Source organism: Aliihoeflea sp. PC F10.4 (genome assembly GCF_054612275.1).
Window position 1 is genome coordinate 3,498,193 of record NZ_JBTSWH010000001.1, and the last position, 16,463, is coordinate 3,514,655.

The following is a 16,463-nucleotide window of genomic DNA, read 5'->3' on the forward strand; positions in this document are numbered from 1 at the left end:
GCCGAGACGAAACTGAAGGTTTGAGACGATGTCCCGCGCATGTGAACTGACCGGCAAGGCCGTGCTGACCGGTAACAATGTAAGCCACGCCAACAACAAGACGCGCCGTCGGTTCCTGCCGAACCTCGTCAACGTCACGCTCCAGTCGGAAGCGCTGAACCAGAATGTGCGCCTGCGCATCTCGGCGAACGCGCTGCGTTCGGTCGAACATCGCGGCGGTCTCGACGCATTCCTGCTCAAGGCTAAGACGGACGAACTGTCGCAGCGCGCCCGCCTCCTGAAGAAGCAGATCACAAAGAAGACCGAGGAACAGGCGACCGCCTGATCCCGCTTTTCGGTTCTAGATTTTCGACGGCGCGCGCTATCGTCCGATACGCGCGCCGACTGGTTCCATAACCCAGGCTAAAAAAATGAACGCACGGACACTTTCCGTTTGGCCCTTCGTGGCCGCCATGGCCTTCATCGTCGTCATCTCGAACGTTCTGGTGCAATACCAGTTCGAGCATTTCGGCCTCGGCGACCTCCTCACCTGGGGCGCCTTCACCTATCCCTTCGCATTTCTCGTCAACGATTTGACGAACCGTCGCTTCGGTAACGCCGTTGCACGCCGCGTCGTCTATGTCGGTTTCGCGCTGGCCGTGGTATTGTCCGTCTGGTTCGCCTCGCCGCGCATTGCGATCGCATCCGGCACCGCGTTCCTCACCGCCCAGCTCATCGACATCTTCGTCTTCGATCGCCTGCGCCATCAGGTCTGGTGGCGCGCGCCGCTTGCCTCGGGCATCATCGGCGCGCTGGTCGATACGATCCTGTTCTTCTCGATCGCGTTCGCAGCGCGCTTCGCGTTTCTCGATACGGGTCTTGGCCTCGACGACGGGTCGCTCGCCTTCAACGTGCCGTTCATCTTCGGCGGCGAGGCGCCGCTATGGATGCAGCTTGCGGTCGGCGATCTGATAGTGAAGCTGGCGATCGGCGTGATTGCGCTGGTGCCTTACGGCGCGCTGTTGTCGATCATTCGGCCGCTGCCGGCGGTTCGATAGCCGTTCAATCCTCGGCCAGTTCGAACTCCAGATAGAGCGCGCGCTGAATCCAGCTCTGGTTGTCGTCCGACATCAAGGCGACGACCAACGCGCCGTCGTCGCGGCGAAAGACGTCGATCGCTTCCATATTGTCGATATTGTAGGTCATGTTCGCCTCGATTAGCGTCTCGCCATCGACCAGCGCGCCGGACCGGATCGTATCCTCGGCAATCCGCCGCAACCGCATGGCGACGCCGCGCGCATAGGAAAACCGCCGTTCGAGAAGAAGAAGGTCGCCATCCGGCAGAAAGACCCCGTCGGTCACGTCGAACTCGTCCGTTCGACGCACTTTGAAAAGGCCTTTTCGCGGACCTTCGATCACGGCCGCGAAGATATTGCCTTGCCGATCGATCGACTTTTCGGCCACGACCACCCGCGCGCCAGCGAGCGGCCCGTCGTCGCGTGCCTTCGCGACCGTCTCCATTCCCGCATTGTAGCGAAGCTCATGGCGCGGAATGAGAAAATCGAGATCGCGAACCGGCCCGGCCATGCCGGCCGGATCGATCCGGTATTCCGATACGCGCGCCTGCCGCTCGAACGCGACCGTCGCGATCCCGTTCGACACCGACAACCCCTCGGCATCGACCAGATGCTTGTCGTCGATCACCGTACCCGCTTCATCCACCATCGCCTGCATGGTGAAATCGGCAATCCCCATCGGCACGCCATCCGCATTGCGCTCGACGCGTCCGGCAAACCAATAGCCATGATCGGCAACGCCAAGAAACTGTTCGCCCGGCGTCAAGAACCGGAAGGCGGAGAGTTGACCGAACTCGCGCTCATCGCCGCTCATCGAAAAGCCGCCGATAAAGGTGAGCGGGCCGTAATCGCCCTCTGCGCCGATCACGCGAAAAGACGTGATCGGCGTCGACGAGATGTCGACCGCGAATGGCTGCGCGGTCTGTGCATGGACGGAAGAAGCGAGGAAGGCCGCAAGCGCTGTCAGGACAAGGCCGGACCCACGCCTCATCCAGCGCGACGGAAGCCCGAGCGCCTCGTATCGCGTGCGCTTTCCTCATCGAAGAGGCTCGCAAGCTGCTCGGTCATCGCGCCGGCCAGTTCCTCCGCATCAACGATGGTGACAGCACGGCGATAATAGCGCGTCACATCGTGGCCGATGCCGATTGCCAGAAGCTCGACCGGCGAGCGGGTCTCGATCAGATCGATCGCGGCGCGCAAATGGCGTTCGAGATAGTTGCCTGGATTGACCGACAGCGTCGAATCATCGACCGGCGCGCCGTCCGAGATCATCATCAGGATCTTGCGCTGCTCGGGCCGCGCAATCAGGCGCTGATGCGCCCACAGGAGCGCTTCGCCGTCGATGTTCTCTTTGAGAAGCCCCTCGCGCATCATCAGGCCGAGATTGCGGCGCGCGCGGCGCCATGGCTCGTCGGCCGACTTGTAGATGATATGGCGCAGATCGTTGAGGCGGCCGGGAGCGGCGGGCTTTCCGCCTTTCAGCCATTTCTCGCGCGCCTGCCCGCCTTTCCACGCACGCGTGGTAAAGCCGAGGATTTCGACCGAAACGCCGCAACGCTCCAGCGTGCGCGCCAAAATGTCCGCGCAGGTCGCCGCGACCGTGATCGGACGGCCGCGCATGGAGCCGGAATTGTCGAGCACCAAGGTGACGACCGTATCGCGGAAATTGGTGTCGCGCTCGCGTTTGAAGGACAGCGGCTGCATCGGATCGATGACGACGCGCACGAGGCGGGCCGGATCGAGAAAGCCTTCCTCCAGATCGAATTCCCACGAGCGGTTCTGCTGCGCCATCAGGCGGCGCTGCAGCCGGTTCGCCAGCCGACCGACGACGCCCTGCAGATTTGCAAGCTGCTTGTCGAGGAAGGCGCGGAGGCGCTCCAGTTCCTCTTCATCGCACAATTCGGCGGCACTCACCGTCTCGTCGAACTCACGGGTGAAGACCTTGTAGTCGATCTCCCTCGACAGATTGGCCAGCGGGTCGTCGTTGCGGCGGGTCTCGCCCGGCGTCTCGGCGTCGAGTTCGTCGTCATCGGCCATGTCGTCGGCCGACGCATCGGTGGCTTCGGTCTCGCCGCCCTCGTCGTCCTGGCTCGTTTCCTGCGATTCGTCCGGCTGGCTGCGATCCGATCCCGAATCGTCTTCGCCGCCCTCCTCCGCCGAATCGTCGCCCTGCGGCTGATCATCGTCGGTGTTCTCGCTGTCGTCGGACTGCTCGTCCTCGGCAAGATCCTCGGCCATGTCCATCGACGCCAGCATGTCGCGCATGACGCGGGCAAAGGCCTGCTGGTCCTCGACATTGGTCGCCAGACCGTCGAGCGTGTCGCCGGCCTTGTCCTCGATCCAGTCGCGCCACAGCGAAACGACGCGCTCGGCGCTGGGCGGCACCGAGCGTCCGGTCAGCCGCTCGCGCACCATGAGCGCCACAGCCTCTTCCAGCGGCGCGTCTGCGCGCTCAGTGACGGCGGCAAGATTGGCTTTGGAATATTTGTCCTCGAGCATCGAGCCGATATTGTCGGCGACGCCCGCCATGGCCTTGGAGCCGATCGCCTCGACGCGGGCCTGCTCGACCGCGTCGAAGATCGCGCGTGCCTGCTTGCCCTGGGGCGCGAGGCGCGAATGGACGGAATTGTCATGGCAAGCGCGGCGCAGCGCCATCGAATCGCCAAGACCGCGCGTAACCGCGATGTCGTTGGCGCTCGGCTTCCTGGGAAGATCGGGCAGTCGCGCGCGGCTGCCTGTCAGCGCCGGCTTTTCCTTCGAAAAGGAGACTTCCATCTCCGCATCGCCGGAAATGGCGCGCACGCAAAGCGACAGCGCACGCTTGAACGTGTCGGTGTCGGTGCCTTTGGCCGATTTTGCCCTTGAATTGTCGCCCGGTCCCGCCATTCGGTTCCTATGCGAGCACGACGTTTGCGGCGCTTTCGGGCAGTTCCTTGCCGAAGGCGCGCTGGTAGAACTCGGCCACGACCGACCGTTCAAGTTCGTCGCATTTGTTGAGGAAGGTCAGGCGGAAAGCGAAGCCGACATCCTTGAAGATTTCGGCGTTCTCCGCCCAGGTGATGACCGTGCGCGGGCTCATCACCGTCGACAAATCGCCATTGATGAACGCCGAACGCGTCATGTCGGCGACGCGCACCATCTTTCCGACGGTGTCGCGGCCCTTTTCGTTGCGGAAATGCTTGGCCTTGGCCAGAACGATGTTCACTTCGTCGTCATGCGGCAGATAGTTCAGCGTCGTGACGATCGACCAGCGATCCATCTGCGCCTGATTGATCTGCTGCGTGCCGTGGTAAAGGCCGGTCGTGTCGCCGAGCCCGACCGTGTTGGCAGTGGCGAAGATGCGGAAGGCGGGATGTGGGCGGATGACGCGGCTCTGGTCGAGAAGCGTCAGGCGGCCCGAAGATTCCAGAACGCGCTGGATGACGAACATCACGTCCGGGCGGCCGGCGTCGTATTCGTCGAAGACGAGCGCGACATTGTGCTGGTAGGCCCAGGGAAGGATGCCGTCCTTGAACTCGGTGACCTGCATGCCCTCACGCACGACGATGGCGTCCTTGCCGACGAGATCGATACGGCTGACATGGCTGTCGAGATTGATGCGCACGCAAGGCCAGTTGAGCCGGGCCGCGACCTGTTCGATATGGGTCGACTTGCCGGTGCCGTGATAGCCGGACACCATCACACGGCGATTGTAGGTGAAGCCGGCGAGGATCGCGAGCGTCGTCTGCTTGTCGAACAGATAGTCGGGGTCGATATCCGGCACATGCGCGTCGGCTGCCGAATAGGCCGGCACGACCATTTCGGATTCGAAGCCGAAGGTCTCTGCGACCGGAACGGTCGTATCGGGCAGATTTGCGATGTCGCGGTCAACCTTGTTCATCTTGTCTCCACATGCGGCGGAAATCCGCCGCTCGTCCTTTTCAGGCCACCCGTTTAGCAGACGGCGCCATCAACACAAACCCGCCTGCTTGAGCATCCGGTAGGCCTGGATAACGTCCCGGAAGCGGTCCTCGGAGGCACGGTCACCACCATTGGCATCGGGATGATGCTTCTTCACCAGTTCCTTATAGCGCTGCTTGATCTGCGCACCAGTCGCGGACGGCTCCAGGCCCAAGGTTTCCATGGCCTTGGCCTCAAGCGACTTCAGCTTGCGCTGGCGCGGACGGTTGGCCTTGTCGTCTTCACCGAACATACCGTAGGGATCGCGCAGACGCTGATAATAGCCAGCCCGTCCCGAACGCTTCTGGGCGAAATCGGGCGTCGCCTGCGCGCCCCGGCTCGTTCCCATCTTCCATGTCGGCCTGTGGCCGGTCAAAGCTTCCTTCTGGAAGCGTGCCACGTCACTGTCCGGCACGCCGGAAAAATAATTGAAGCCCTTGTTGTACTCGCGCACATGATCGAAGCAGAACTTGAAATACTGACCTTCGGCCATGCGCCCGACCGGTGCGCGATGGGTGCCGGCCGCTTCGCAGCCATCCCACTGGCACACGGGCTCGCTGGACGCACGCTCCGCCTCGGGCGAGCGGCGCACCTTGATCTTCTCGAAATATTTCGAATAGGCGTTCATGAGGACCCGTAATCGTCGAACCGCAAATTATGGATGCTTCGGCGCGCGAAACAAGAATTGACTTTCAGCCGACAATGCACGTCATGCCGGCAAATCAGCTACAAGCGGCAACGCGCCGCAGACAGGAGCCCTTAATGACGACTATCCAGACCACCATCGAAACGAAGCTCACCGAGCGTTTTCGCCCCGAACGGCTCGTCGTCATCAATGAAAGCCACCTGCATGCCGGCCACCATCACCAGCATTCGGGCCATCATGAGGCTTTCGACGGCACCGGCGAGACACATTTTCGCGTCCGTATCGTCTCCCCGGCCTTTGCCGGCATGAGCCGGATCGAGCGCCACCGCGCCGTCAACGAGGCGCTTAGCGCCGAACTTGAAGGCGGCGTCCACGCGCTCGCCGTCGAACCTGCCGCGCCCGGCGAAGCGACCCGCTGGTAGGGATCAGCCGATGAGGCTTTCTTCGAGAAAGGCCAAAACCTCGGTCGGCGATACGTCTTTGGCGATGAAGGATCGTCCGATACCGCGAGTCAAAATGAAAGTCAGCGCTCCGCGCGCGACCTTCTTGTCCTGCATGATATAGGTCAAAAGCGCGTCCGCGCCAGGAAGTCCGCCGGGAACGTCGCTCATTTTCGTCGGCAGGCCGACCGTCACAAGATGCCGCTCGACACGCTCGACCTCTGCCTCATCGATCAGTCCGAGCCGCGTGGAAAAGCGATGCGCCAGCACCATGCCGATCGCGACAGCCTCCCCATGGACCAGACGCGCGCTGTCGTAACCCGTCGCGCCTTCGAGCGCATGACCGAATGTATGGCCGAGATTGAGCAGCGCCCGGTCGCCTGTTTCGCGCTCGTCGCGCGCGACGACGGCTGCCTTCGCCTCGCAGGAGCGGCGGATCGCCTCGACGCGCTCCGCACCGCCGGCAAAGATCGCGGACCAGTTTTCTTCCAGCCAGGCGAAGAAATCGGGCTGGTCGATCAGCCCGTATTTGGCGACTTCGGCGTAGCCGGCACGAAATTCGCGCGACGAGAGCGTATCGAGCGCCGAGGTATCCGCTAGCACCAGCGCAGGCTGCTGGAAGACGCCGACGAGATTCTTGCCCCGCGACGTGTTGATGCCTGTCTTGCCGCCGACGGAGGAATCAACCTGTGCGAGCAGGGATGTCGGCAATTGCACGAATTCCATGCCACGGCGCACGATGCCGGCGGCGAAGCCCGCCAGATCGCCGATGACGCCGCCACCGAGCGCGGCGACGCAATCATTGCGCTCGAACCGGCCAGCCAGAATGAAATCGACGACTTCTTCCAGCCGGGCAAAACGCTTCGTCGCTTCACCGGCGGGCAGGACGAGCGCCTCATGCGCGATGCCGACCGCATCGAGCGACGCCGTCAGTCGCGGCAATTGCGCCTTCGCAACGTTCTCGTCGGTGACGATGGCAAGCCGCGCACCCGGCAGACGTTCGGCAATCCTTTCGCCAGCTTCATCGAGCGCACCCGGCCCTATGAGGATGGGGTAGCTGCGCGGCCCAAGCGCGACGTCGACGCGTGCGTTCAATTGATGTGATCCTCTTCTTGCGCAGGCAGGACCGCGCGGTCGATGGCGTCGATGATCTCGCCCGCGATCACCGTGTGCCTTGCATCGCGGCTAAAAATGGTGATGTCGGCCTCGGCATAGACCGGGTAACGGTCCGCCATCAGCTTTGTCATCACCGCCCTCGGGTCGGATGCCTTCAAAAGCGGGCGATTGGTCCGACGCGATACGCGCTCCATCAACGTGTCGAGATCGGCCTTTAACCAGACGGACAGCGCATGCGCGCGGATGATGGCGCGCGTGTCTGCATTCATGAACGCTCCGCCACCGGTTGCGACGACGGCCGGGGAATCCGTGACGAGCCGCGTGACGACACGCTGTTCCAATGCCCGGAATTCAGTCTCGCCATAGGCTTCGAAAAGTTCAGGCACGCTCATGCGCGACACGGACTCGATCTCGTGGTCGCTGTCGGCGAAAGGCAGGTCGAGAATTTGCGCGAGACGGCGTCCGACCGACGTCTTGCCAGCCCCCATCAGGCCGACAAGAACGATCGGCCGCGCGCGCAAGCGGGCACGCACGCGCCTTACCTGATCTGCCATCGCCTTCGCGTCCATGCCCGTCTCCCGTAACGTGGGTATCGACAGGAACGGGATGAACGTCAAGCGTTCCGATTGCGACTTATGCTTGCGCTCGTTCAGAGCCCGTCCCATAAAGGTACAGGCAACGCAGCGGATTATGGGAGACCGATGCCTACACTTTTCCGGTTTCTGATGACGCTACTGGTGCTGGCCGGGATCGGCTACGGCGCGATGTATGCGCTCGTCCTTTTCGTCGAACCGAACCGAGGCGAGATGACCGTTCGCATCCCGCCCGAACGCCTTCAGCCGCAGCGCTGACGCATAAAATGGCGCTTACCAGATGCCGAGCAGGTTGACGATGAAAAGGCCGGCAATCATCACGGCTAAAATCATCAGCGCGAGGCGAAAATAGCCGAACGGACCGTAATTCGGGCCGGGCGGCAGAGGGTCGGAATTGTCCTCGTGATGACCGCCCATGGCAACACGCGCTGCCCGCTCGAGATTTGCCATGTGAGCGATCATGTTCCTCTCCCTGACCTGATGCTGGCGGTAGAACGGCGCCGGCGTTTTTCGGTTCCCACAGGGCATTCTAAAAAAAGATCGGACGCAAGGGAACCTCCCGTCGCTCCGGCGATTATTGCCCCAGTGAAGCGGCCTGACGCCGACCCCTCCAATCGCCCCCCTCGCGAAAGGCGTTTCACAAATTCGAAGAAGCGTGGATCCCCCGAACACCTTCTTCATTCTGAAAAGCCGGCCCAAGTGGCCGGCTTTCTTTTTGGGGTATTGGTAAGATCGGCGACCACGAAGCGGCACCGATTTGCACGCTTAAAGTTCGAAATTGCTTTCCGGAATGCTCAGCCGATAATCCAGATAGCCATTCGCGAGGCTAAGTGAGGCCTCGCCTTCCACCGAGGCGGGAACAACGCGCTCCAGCGCGATGCTGCCGAACCGCCTGTCACCGATATCGCTGTCGGCAACACGGGTGTTTTCCTGCCAGTTCAGCACGACGACGCGTTTTCCCGGTTCGGTTTCCTCAAGCGAGGCCGACAGATTTACATATCCGTTCGGACGCGACAGCGCGCCATGGCTCATCGAATTGATCACCAGTTCATGCAGGGCAAGACCGATATGAAGGGCAGCATTGGGGTTGAGATAAGGATCGACGCCCTTCAAGCGGATCGAGAAGGCGGGGTCCTCACAATAGCGGCTAACCTGCCCTGCAACCAGTTCGCTCAGCATCGCGCCACGCCAGTTCGAAGACGTCACGAGGTCCTGAGAGGACGCCAGCGACTGGATGCGCCCACGAAAGCGCGCGAGGAACACTTCGATCGAGCCTGAATAGCGACCGGTTTGCGTTGCGATGCTTTGAATGATCGCGAGCAGGTTCTTCGAGCGATGGCTGACCTCGCGCAGCAGGGTGCGCAAAGTCTGTTCGCGGTGTTTCTGGTTGGTGATATCGACAATGGTCGACAGGACACCTTGTACCGTGCCGTCCCGATCGCGCCTGACATCGATCCAGACGGAGAACCACCGGCCGCCATCGTCCGAACCGTGCCGCATCTCGTAATGATCGGACCGCTCTGAACTCAGAACCTGCCGTTTGATGGCGATCGATTTTTCCGCTTCGGCTTGGGGGAGAAAATCAGCATCAGAGCTGCCGACCGCAGCACCACCTTGCCAAGATGATGGAAGGTTCTGCACCCACAGGACGCTTAGATTCCGGTCCTGCGCGATGACGGCTACGCCAGCATTTTTCAACGCGGTCGCGAGAACACGCTCCTCGTCGATCATGTCGGCGGTCTCAAAGCTCACTCCGGAATGCCCCCAATACCGTTCTGTGCTGAAACGGCCAGTCGACGCCGAATGGCGCCGGCTGGATCAGTTTGCTCGCCTCATGAATCCCGCAACAAGAGAAACGCCGAGAAGAACCAGAAAAATAAAGAACAGAATCTGCGCGATACCGGCGGATGCACCGGCAACGCCACCGAAGCCCAAGGCGCCGGCGATGAGCGCGACCACAAGAAATACGAGTGCCCAACGAAGCATCTTAAATCTCCCTTGATGGCCCGCCGCCATTTTCACAGTTAAACGCGCCGTCGAGTGCGCTAGTTCCCACTCGACGACCGGCTAATGTACGGCGGGCACGACGGTCAGGCCGCTGCCTGCGACTGGCGATCGAAGAACAGGGCCTGGCTGATCAGCGCCTTGACCATGTCCGGGTTGAACGGCTTGGTCACGAGGAACGCGGGCTCGGGGCGCTCGCCGGTCAGCAGACGCTCCGGGAACGCGGTGATGAAGATCACCGGAACGGTCGCAGATGCAAGTATCTCGTTCACCGCATCGATGCCCGAGCTGCCGTCGGCAAGCTGGATATCGGCAAGCACCATCTTGGCGTTGCTGGTCTTGAACAACGCCGTCGCCTCCTTGTGGGTGCGCGCAGTGCCGACGACGCGATGACCGAGACTTTCGACCATCTGCTCGATATCCATGGCAATCAGCGGCTCGTCTTCGATGATCAGGATATCGGTCGCGACCTGACGGGAGATGTCGTTGCTCGCCTGACCGAGAAGCTGCGTGAACTCGTCCTGGCCGACATCGAGAATTTCGGCCGCCTCGCGCTCGCCGAACCCTTCGACGGCGACGAGCAGGAACGCCTGACGCGGCAACGGTGCCAGCGACGATAGATTGGCGACCGCGCGGCTTTCCCAGGGATTGGCCGGAGCTTCATCTGGAACGCGCACGGCGATCGATGAGAACAGCTTGGTGAAAATCTGGTACAGCCCGATACGATCGGTGGACGCCGCCGGGAAGACGGCCGGATCGGCAATGATTGCTTCGAGCGTGGCGGCGACGAGGGCGTCACCGCTCGTTTGCGAACCGGAAACGGCACGCGCAAAGCGACGCAGGAACGGCAAATGCGGCGCAATCCTTGCGGATAAACTCATATTGTAACGTCTCCCTCAAGACATAAAGGCAGGAAATGCGGATCAGTAGCGTCCCTCAAACGGGGTTGCAGCAAAAAAGTTCCGGCTCAATGGAACAAATCGTCGGGACTTGGCGTTTGACAACGATTTTACGCGCCTATCCTGGGCTGACCCGGCCCGAGGCGCAACGAGAACAGGGGACGATGCATGGCAATTGCCGCACGTTGGGCAGGCGACACAAGTTCAGGGGATAGCGAACCACAAATGAAGCCAAACATAAAAAAAGAGGACGCTATCGAGCGCACAGAACCGCTCGGTTCGAATTCCGAAATCGGACGCCGCCTCAAACAATATTATGACGAACTCGTCACCGAAGAAATCCCTGACAGATTCGCGGATCTTCTCAAGCAGCTGGAAGATCGCGAAACGGGCGATGCCGCTCGCAAGGGAGAATGACATGGCTGGCGATACAGATTTCAAGACCGGGCTTCTCAGCGCCGTGCCGAGCCTGCGCGCCTTTGCCGTTTCGCTTTCGCAAAACTCGGACCGCGCCGACGATCTCGTGCAGGAAACGCTCGTCAAGGCGTGGGACAAGCAATCGTCGTTCCAGCCCGGCACGAATCTGAAAGCCTGGCTCTTCACGATCCTGCGCAACGAATTCTATTCGCAGATGCGCAAGCGCGGCCGCGAGGTCCAGGACAGCGACGGCGCGATGACCGCGCGTCTTGCAGTCCACCCGAGCCAGCACGGATCGATGGATCTGGGCGACTTCAAGAATGCGCTGGAGCGCCTTCCCGAAGACCAGCGCGAGGCGATCATCCTGATTGGCGCGTCGGGCTTTTCCTACGAGGAAGCGGCCGAAATCTGCGAATGCGCCGTCGGCACGATCAAGAGCCGCGTCAGCCGCGCGCGCACGCGCCTTCAGGAGCTTTTGAAGGTCTCGGGCGAATCCGACTACGGACCGGATGCGATCGCAGCGCAGGTCATGGGCTCGAACGCCGCCTGACGCTCAAGTCAGCGCGCCGTCGCCTCTATTGGTCATCGCCTCCAGAAGGGCGGTGACCAGAGCAGGACCGGAATAGGGCTTACCAACGACACGGATGCCGGGAAACGCCTCGAAGAGGTGTTCGTTTTCGGCGTAACCCGTTGCGAAGACGAACGGAATTCGGCTCTCTTGCAAGGTTTTGGCGAACTCGACCGTGGATTCGCCAGCGAGCATCACGTCGACGACCGCGACGCTGATACCGCGTTCCACGATCGTGTGATCGTCGAGCTCCTTCAGCGTGCGCAGGATGACGACTTCTTCCGCACCGTGGTCGTTGCAAATCTGCTCGACATCCATCGCGATGAGGAACTCGTCCTCCATCACGAGAATGCGCAAATCTTTTAATGGTTTGTCAGACGAGGCGCGTTTCTTGCTCATCGGCGCAATTGGTCAGCATAGCTCCGTCCTGTCATTTAATTTTGACATGTCCATGAGCTTTATCGAATATATTTGAAAAGGCTCGAGAATTCCGCTGACAAGTGAAAAACGCGGTGTCTATAGTCACTGCGACGACACTTCATTCTTCATTTTCCGGGAGCCTGGCTTGGCAGATATTGCGATCCGTTCAGCACGGAAGTTTCCCTGTGAGAAGTGTCCGTTGCATGCGCGGCAGATTTTTCGCCATTTCACAAAGTCGGAACTGGAATTCGTCAGCCGCTTCAAAAAGGGCGAACTGACAGTCGACCGCGGCGCGACGATTCTGGCCGAAGGCACGCGCAACCCGCACCTTTACACCGTTTTGCAAGGTTGGAGCTTTCGCTACAAGATGCTGGCGGACGGTCGCCGGCAGATCGTCAACTACGCGATGCCGGGTGATCTTCTCGGGCTTCAGGGCACCATGCTGGGTGAGATGGAGCATTCCGTCGAAGCGCTGTCGCCGATGGTTCTGTGTGTTTTCGAACGCAGCGAACTTCTGTCGCTTTACGAGCAGCATCCGGACCTTGCCTACGACATCACCTGGATCGCCTCGCGCGAGGAGTGCATGCTGGATGAGAATTTGCTCAGCATTGGCCGGCGTAACGCTATGGAGCGGCTCGCCTATCTGATCGCGTTCATCCTGCGGCGCGCCGAAGGCACTGGCCTGCACGGCCAGAAGGCTCCGCTCGAAATACCGATCACGCAGCAGCATGTGGCAGATACGCTTGGCCTGTCGCTCGTTCACACCAACAAGACTATCCGCAAGCTGGCCGAACGCGAATTGCTGCAATGGCGCGATCGCGGCTGCACAGTGCTCGATCTGGAAGGCCTTGAACGGGTTGCCGGCTGGACCGGCGATCAGTCGAATATTTCGCGCCCTTTTATTTAGGAAGATCAGGTCCCTCGACACCGCCCCAGCCAGGGATGAGGTTGCGCGCTATCGCATAGCAGGCGAGAAGGGCCGGGATGGCGACGAAACCGCCGACCGGTCCCCACATCCAGATCCAGAATGTCAGCGCCAGAAGGACGATGAAGGGATTGAGCGTCATCATTCGCCCGATCACGAGCGGCGTCACGAACTGCGCTTCGATGAGGTTGACGGCGAGATAGACCAGCGGTGGCATAAGGCTGCCGGGAATGGTGTCATAGGTGACGAGGCCGACGGCGAACAGGATCGCCGCCATGATTGCCGGGCCGATATACATGACGAAGTTGAGCAGCCCTGCCAAAATGCCCCAGAGCGCCGGCGAGGGAACGCCGACAAGCCACAATGCACACGTCACCGCCACCGCAAGCCCGATATTGATGGCCGTGATCGACAACAGATAACGCGACACCATCGTCTCCACATCGCGAAAAATATGCGCCGTACGCCAGCGCAACCGGCGACCGACACAAAGCTTCAGGACGGCCAGCCGCGTTTCGTGCCGCGTGGCGACGAAGAAATAAAGGCTCGCCATGAAGATCAGGATTTGCGCGCCGATCGCAGGCGCAACCGTGATCAGGCTGTCCATCGGCGAACCGGGTTCGAGCGAGACGGTAAGGCCACTGTCGCCGGTGGCGTCGCGCAGTCCCGACTGAATGTTGCGCAACGCCTCGATCGGTTCGCGCAATTGCGAGATGCGCAGCTGGAGCTGGTCCCAGACCTGCGGTGCGCGTTCGGTCCAGTAGGAGAGCGGTCCGACGAGAGCGAGCGCGATCAGGCAGACGATCACGACGAAGAGGATGAACACGAGAAGGGACGAGACGTAGGGTGAAACGCCCCGCGCCTCGATGCGGCTCGCCACCGGTCCCAGCACCAGTCCGATGACCAGAGCGAACGCCGTCGGCGCCAGAACGTAACGACCGAAATGCAGTGCGAACATCACGGCCAGGAGGCCGACGATCACGAGCGAAATCTGAGATGCGCGCTGAAGCACGATCTCGTAGTTCGATTTCGGCGGAAGACGAACGATCGGCGGCCGTTTTTCGGTGTATCGCGCCTGACTGTATTTTAAACTCAAATATCCATCTCCCGCACCTTTGCGCAACGCCGGGCGGGTTGAATTCGTTCCTGCTCATAAATCCATGGAGCGGGCTGGAACTGGAAAGAGACGGGCACGTTGTGTGCGAGGCAATATGATACAGGAGTATTTTCCATGGCTTCACCGACCACTACCGCGAAAGTCAAGGCGAGCGATGCCAAGACGAAGGCCGATCTGGAAGCCGAGGTGGAACGTCTTCGCAGCGACGTGACGAAGCTTAAGGACGAACTGAGTGCTGCTGGACAGAACTCCTACGATTCGGCACGCCGCGTCGCGTCGTCCGGCATCGAGAATCTCAAGGTCCGCAGCGAAGCCGCTATCGAGGACATCCGCGAACAGGCCCACGACTATGAAGCGCAGTTGACGGAAGCTGTGCGCGAAAAGCCGATAAGCGCTCTTGCGATCGCAGCCGGTGTCGGCTTCGTCTTGGCGCTGCTGACGCGTCGCTGAGCTTGAAATGCTTGTAACGCTTCTCTCATCGCTGGTAGCTGGCGAAACCTCGAACATCATCGGACGGATGAAACGTGCGGCTGTCGCCTACAGCGCGGCCGCGTTCTTCATCCTGCTTGGTGTCCTGTTCGCGCTGATCGCAGCCTATATCTGGGCGGCGACCCGGTGGAGTCCGATTACCGCCGCGCTGATATTCGCTGGCACATTCGTTGCGCTGGCGATCGTAACGGTCGTCTTCCAAAGCGTGACGGCGAAAACGCAGGCCCGAAGGGCAGCAAGAAAACGCGCGGTCGATACCAAGGCACTGGCCACGACTGCCGCCGTCGCCGCGCTGCCGGCACTGCTTGCCAACCCGCGTTCTGCCGCGGCGCTCACCGTGCCGGTTCTCGGCGTCATCGGCTATCTTATCTACAAGGAAAATGCCGGCCCGCGTGCGCCTCGTCGCCGGGGTCGCGCTCCGCTTGACGATTTATAAAAGGGGATTGGTCATGGACGACAAGGTAAAGGTCAACCCGACCGAGGCCCGGCAGGGCCGAAAGGGAACGAACGTGCTGACGATCCTGGTCGTCGCGCTTATCCTCGCCGCCATCGCCTGGTGGGCGGTCGGATCGTTCGGCGAAAGCATCGAACCCGAACAACCGACGGGTGGCGCGCCGACGGAGCAGCCCGCCGAGGCACCTGGCGGCAATACACCGGTTACCGAATAGGCCGAACATCGCGATCACATCGAAAGGGCGCCATCATCGGCGCCCTTTTTCGTGCGCTTATTGATCCTTCGGTTCTACATCGCCGGGCATCAGCACCTTGAGCGCGCCTGGATGAATCTTGAACTCGACGCGCTTTTCGAGTTCGCAAAGTTCTCCGTCGATCACGCTGCTGAATTTGTGATGCGTCGAAAGGATGTCCAGCACAACGGCGGTTGTGCGGTAGATTTCTACCTGCTCGTTGGCCTTCCATCTGCCCATGGCCATCTTCGCGACGAACGAAAATATCTCGCTGCGGGTTCGCGCCTTGGTAATGTAGATGCCGAGCACCCCGCCATCCGGCGTATCGGTGTATGGAATGTGACCTTCGCCATAAAGATTGTTGGTGATCCCGATCGACGAGGTGCGCGCGTCGATTTCGGTTCCGTCGGCCAGTTTCAAACGCGCCTTGATGCGCGGAGGGTTGAGAACCGCGCCCAGCGCCGCCTGCGCGGATGCCCGCATCTTGCCGAGCCGTGACGCGAACTCGCGCTGTTCGCGAAGATGCACCAGCTTGGCGTGCATGCCGATCGAGTATTGATGGACATAGGCGCGATCGTTAGCCGTCGCTATATCTACCTCGCGCACCGACGCGCGCGCCAGTGCATCGAGCGCCTCGCCCAAATCCAGCGGTAAGCGAAGGCTGCGGGCGAACAAGTTCATCGTCCCTGCCGGCAATACGGCCAGAACCTTGCCCGTATCCATCAGTTTGGCCGCCGCGCCGGAGACACTCCCGTCCCCACCACCGATCAAAACCCCGTCCACCTTTTTGTCGGCAACGGCCTGATCGAGCGCAGCTTCAAGGTCATTGCCCTCGACCACCTTTATCTCGACGGAATGGCCGGCCGCTTCGAATTTGGCACGAATGTCGTTCGAAAGCGCGTCGAGATCGGTGGTACGCAGCGTACCCCCCTCGCCGTTCAAGATTGCGCTGAAATGCACTGGCTGTCCCCCTGCATGACGCGGTTCGCGCCGACTGGATCAGGAAAGAGAAAATCCTTGCAGAGGTTCCGCAAAGCGACCCCGAAATCGACTGCAACCATAGATTTTGGCGGAACCAGCGTATGAAACACGCGTTGTTGACCCGTGAAGGCCGCGACCCCGCCCTCTGCGAAAAGTTTGGCGTCGCGG

Annotated in this window: 23 protein-coding genes; 10 read left to right on the forward strand and 13 right to left on the reverse strand. The window is 61.0% G+C overall.

The window, feature by feature from the left end; all coding sequences use genetic code 11:
- Positions 1-28 precede the first annotated feature (28 nt).
- Both rpmB and ACX82Z_RS17575 read left to right on the forward strand, forming a co-directional pair.
- Entirely contained in the window at positions 29-325 is a 297-nt protein-coding gene (rpmB, locus tag ACX82Z_RS17570; protein WP_459590301.1) for a 50S ribosomal protein L28, read from the forward strand.
- Positions 326-410: 85 nt separating this feature from the next.
- Positions 411-1,037, forward strand: a complete 627-nt coding sequence (locus ACX82Z_RS17575) for a queuosine precursor transporter (RefSeq protein ID WP_459590303.1) — start codon at positions 411-413, stop codon at positions 1,035-1,037.
- Positions 1,038-1,041: 4 nt separating this feature from the next.
- Here ACX82Z_RS17575 and ACX82Z_RS17580 read toward each other — a convergent pair whose 3' ends face one another.
- The 4 genes from ACX82Z_RS17580 to ACX82Z_RS17595 form a co-directional block, all read right to left on the reverse strand.
- Complete coding sequence (locus tag ACX82Z_RS17580) at positions 1,042-2,046, reverse strand: esterase-like activity of phytase family protein (RefSeq protein ID WP_459590304.1); 1,005 nt, start codon at positions 2,044-2,046, stop codon at positions 1,042-1,044.
- Positions 2,043-3,941 (reverse strand): cobaltochelatase subunit CobT, encoded by a 1,899-nt coding sequence (gene cobT / locus ACX82Z_RS17585; protein WP_459590305.1) that lies wholly within the window; start codon positions 3,939-3,941, stop codon positions 2,043-2,045. Before cobT ends, ACX82Z_RS17580 begins: the two co-directional genes overlap by 4 nt.
- A gap of 7 nt (positions 3,942-3,948) precedes the next feature.
- Positions 3,949-4,935 carry a cobaltochelatase subunit CobS gene (gene cobS / locus ACX82Z_RS17590; RefSeq protein ID WP_459590306.1) on the reverse strand — a complete coding sequence of 329 codons (987 nt, stop codon included), beginning with the start codon at positions 4,933-4,935 and terminating at the stop codon, positions 3,949-3,951.
- Positions 4,936-5,004: 69 nt separating this feature from the next.
- Positions 5,005-5,622 (reverse strand): J domain-containing protein, encoded by a 618-nt coding sequence (locus ACX82Z_RS17595; RefSeq protein ID WP_459590307.1) that lies wholly within the window; start codon positions 5,620-5,622, stop codon positions 5,005-5,007.
- A 134-nt stretch (positions 5,623-5,756) separates the two neighbouring features.
- Between ACX82Z_RS17595 and ACX82Z_RS17600 the strand changes: the two genes are divergently transcribed.
- On the forward strand, positions 5,757-6,062 hold the full coding sequence (locus ACX82Z_RS17600; protein WP_459590308.1) for a BolA family protein: 306 nt from the start codon (positions 5,757-5,759) through the stop codon (positions 6,060-6,062).
- 3 nt (positions 6,063-6,065) lie between these two features.
- Here the strand turns inward: ACX82Z_RS17600 and aroB are convergent, their stop codons facing one another.
- A complete protein-coding gene (gene aroB, locus ACX82Z_RS17605) occupies positions 6,066-7,175 on the reverse strand; it encodes a 3-dehydroquinate synthase (protein ID WP_459590309.1) in 1,110 nt (369 codons plus the stop codon).
- Complete coding sequence (locus ACX82Z_RS17610; protein WP_459590310.1) at positions 7,172-7,765, reverse strand: shikimate kinase; 594 nt, start codon at positions 7,763-7,765, stop codon at positions 7,172-7,174. The genes aroB and ACX82Z_RS17610 overlap by 4 nt, the downstream gene beginning before the upstream one ends.
- 132 nt (positions 7,766-7,897) lie before the next feature.
- Between ACX82Z_RS17610 and ACX82Z_RS17615 the strand changes: the two genes are divergently transcribed.
- Complete coding sequence (locus tag ACX82Z_RS17615; RefSeq protein ID WP_459590311.1) at positions 7,898-8,047, forward strand: histidine kinase; 150 nt, start codon at positions 7,898-7,900, stop codon at positions 8,045-8,047.
- Positions 8,048-8,062: 15 nt separating this feature from the next.
- Here ACX82Z_RS17615 and ACX82Z_RS17620 read toward each other — a convergent pair whose 3' ends face one another.
- From ACX82Z_RS17620 to ACX82Z_RS17635, 4 genes are all read right to left on the reverse strand, one after another.
- A complete protein-coding gene (locus ACX82Z_RS17620; protein ID WP_459590312.1) occupies positions 8,063-8,251 on the reverse strand; it encodes a hypothetical protein in 189 nt (62 codons plus the stop codon).
- A 303-nt stretch (positions 8,252-8,554) separates the two neighbouring features.
- Entirely contained in the window at positions 8,555-9,541 is a 987-nt protein-coding gene (locus ACX82Z_RS17625) for a sensor histidine kinase (RefSeq protein WP_459590313.1), read from the reverse strand.
- A gap of 66 nt (positions 9,542-9,607) precedes the next feature.
- Positions 9,608-9,775 carry a DUF1328 domain-containing protein gene (locus tag ACX82Z_RS17630; RefSeq protein WP_459590314.1) on the reverse strand — a complete coding sequence of 56 codons (168 nt, stop codon included), beginning with the start codon at positions 9,773-9,775 and terminating at the stop codon, positions 9,608-9,610.
- A gap of 104 nt (positions 9,776-9,879) precedes the next feature.
- Positions 9,880-10,674, reverse strand: a complete 795-nt coding sequence (locus tag ACX82Z_RS17635; protein ID WP_459590315.1) for a response regulator — start codon at positions 10,672-10,674, stop codon at positions 9,880-9,882.
- A 243-nt stretch (positions 10,675-10,917) separates the two neighbouring features.
- Here ACX82Z_RS17635 and ACX82Z_RS17640 point away from each other — a divergent pair, with 243 nt between their 5' ends.
- The gene (locus ACX82Z_RS17640) at positions 10,918-11,109 is read left to right on the forward strand and encodes a NepR family anti-sigma factor (RefSeq protein ID WP_459911852.1); all 192 of its coding nucleotides are present in this window, start codon (positions 10,918-10,920) and stop codon (positions 11,107-11,109) included.
- Position 11,110: 1 nt separating this feature from the next.
- The gene (locus tag ACX82Z_RS17645; RefSeq protein ID WP_252910290.1) at positions 11,111-11,659 is read left to right on the forward strand and encodes a sigma-70 family RNA polymerase sigma factor; all 549 of its coding nucleotides are present in this window, start codon (positions 11,111-11,113) and stop codon (positions 11,657-11,659) included.
- Between the two features lie 3 nt (positions 11,660-11,662).
- Here the strand turns inward: ACX82Z_RS17645 and ACX82Z_RS17650 are convergent, their stop codons facing one another.
- Positions 11,663-12,076, reverse strand: coding sequence for a response regulator (locus tag ACX82Z_RS17650; protein ID WP_459590316.1), 414 nt, complete (start codon positions 12,074-12,076; stop codon positions 11,663-11,665).
- A gap of 166 nt (positions 12,077-12,242) precedes the next feature.
- Here ACX82Z_RS17650 and ACX82Z_RS17655 point away from each other — a divergent pair, with 166 nt between their 5' ends.
- On the forward strand, positions 12,243-13,004 hold the full coding sequence (locus ACX82Z_RS17655) for a Crp/Fnr family transcriptional regulator (RefSeq protein WP_459590317.1): 762 nt from the start codon (positions 12,243-12,245) through the stop codon (positions 13,002-13,004).
- On the opposite strand, the gene ACX82Z_RS17660 is transcribed toward ACX82Z_RS17655, so the two are convergent.
- Positions 12,997-14,118, reverse strand: a complete 1,122-nt coding sequence (locus ACX82Z_RS17660; protein WP_459590318.1) for an AI-2E family transporter — start codon at positions 14,116-14,118, stop codon at positions 12,997-12,999. The two genes, ACX82Z_RS17655 and ACX82Z_RS17660, sit on opposite strands and share 8 nt — an antisense overlap.
- A 135-nt stretch (positions 14,119-14,253) precedes the next feature.
- Here ACX82Z_RS17660 and ACX82Z_RS17665 point away from each other — a divergent pair, with 135 nt between their 5' ends.
- Genes ACX82Z_RS17665 through ACX82Z_RS17675 form a run of 3 tightly spaced genes read left to right on the forward strand, consistent with a single transcriptional unit; the run spans position 14,254 to position 15,296 of the window.
- Positions 14,254-14,589: an ElaB/YgaM/YqjD family protein gene (locus ACX82Z_RS17665; protein WP_459590319.1), complete on the forward strand. Its 336-nt coding sequence runs from the start codon at positions 14,254-14,256 to the stop codon at positions 14,587-14,589.
- 7 nt (positions 14,590-14,596) lie between these two features.
- The gene (locus ACX82Z_RS17670) at positions 14,597-15,064 is read left to right on the forward strand and encodes a hypothetical protein (protein WP_459590320.1); all 468 of its coding nucleotides are present in this window, start codon (positions 14,597-14,599) and stop codon (positions 15,062-15,064) included.
- A gap of 13 nt (positions 15,065-15,077) precedes the next feature.
- A complete protein-coding gene (locus ACX82Z_RS17675) occupies positions 15,078-15,296 on the forward strand; it encodes a hypothetical protein (protein WP_459590321.1) in 219 nt (72 codons plus the stop codon).
- Positions 15,297-15,353: 57 nt separating this feature from the next.
- Here ACX82Z_RS17675 and ACX82Z_RS17680 read toward each other — a convergent pair whose 3' ends face one another.
- Positions 15,354-16,274: a diacylglycerol/lipid kinase family protein gene (locus ACX82Z_RS17680; protein ID WP_459590323.1), complete on the reverse strand. Its 921-nt coding sequence runs from the start codon at positions 16,272-16,274 to the stop codon at positions 15,354-15,356.
- Positions 16,275-16,463: the final 189 nt, after the last annotated feature.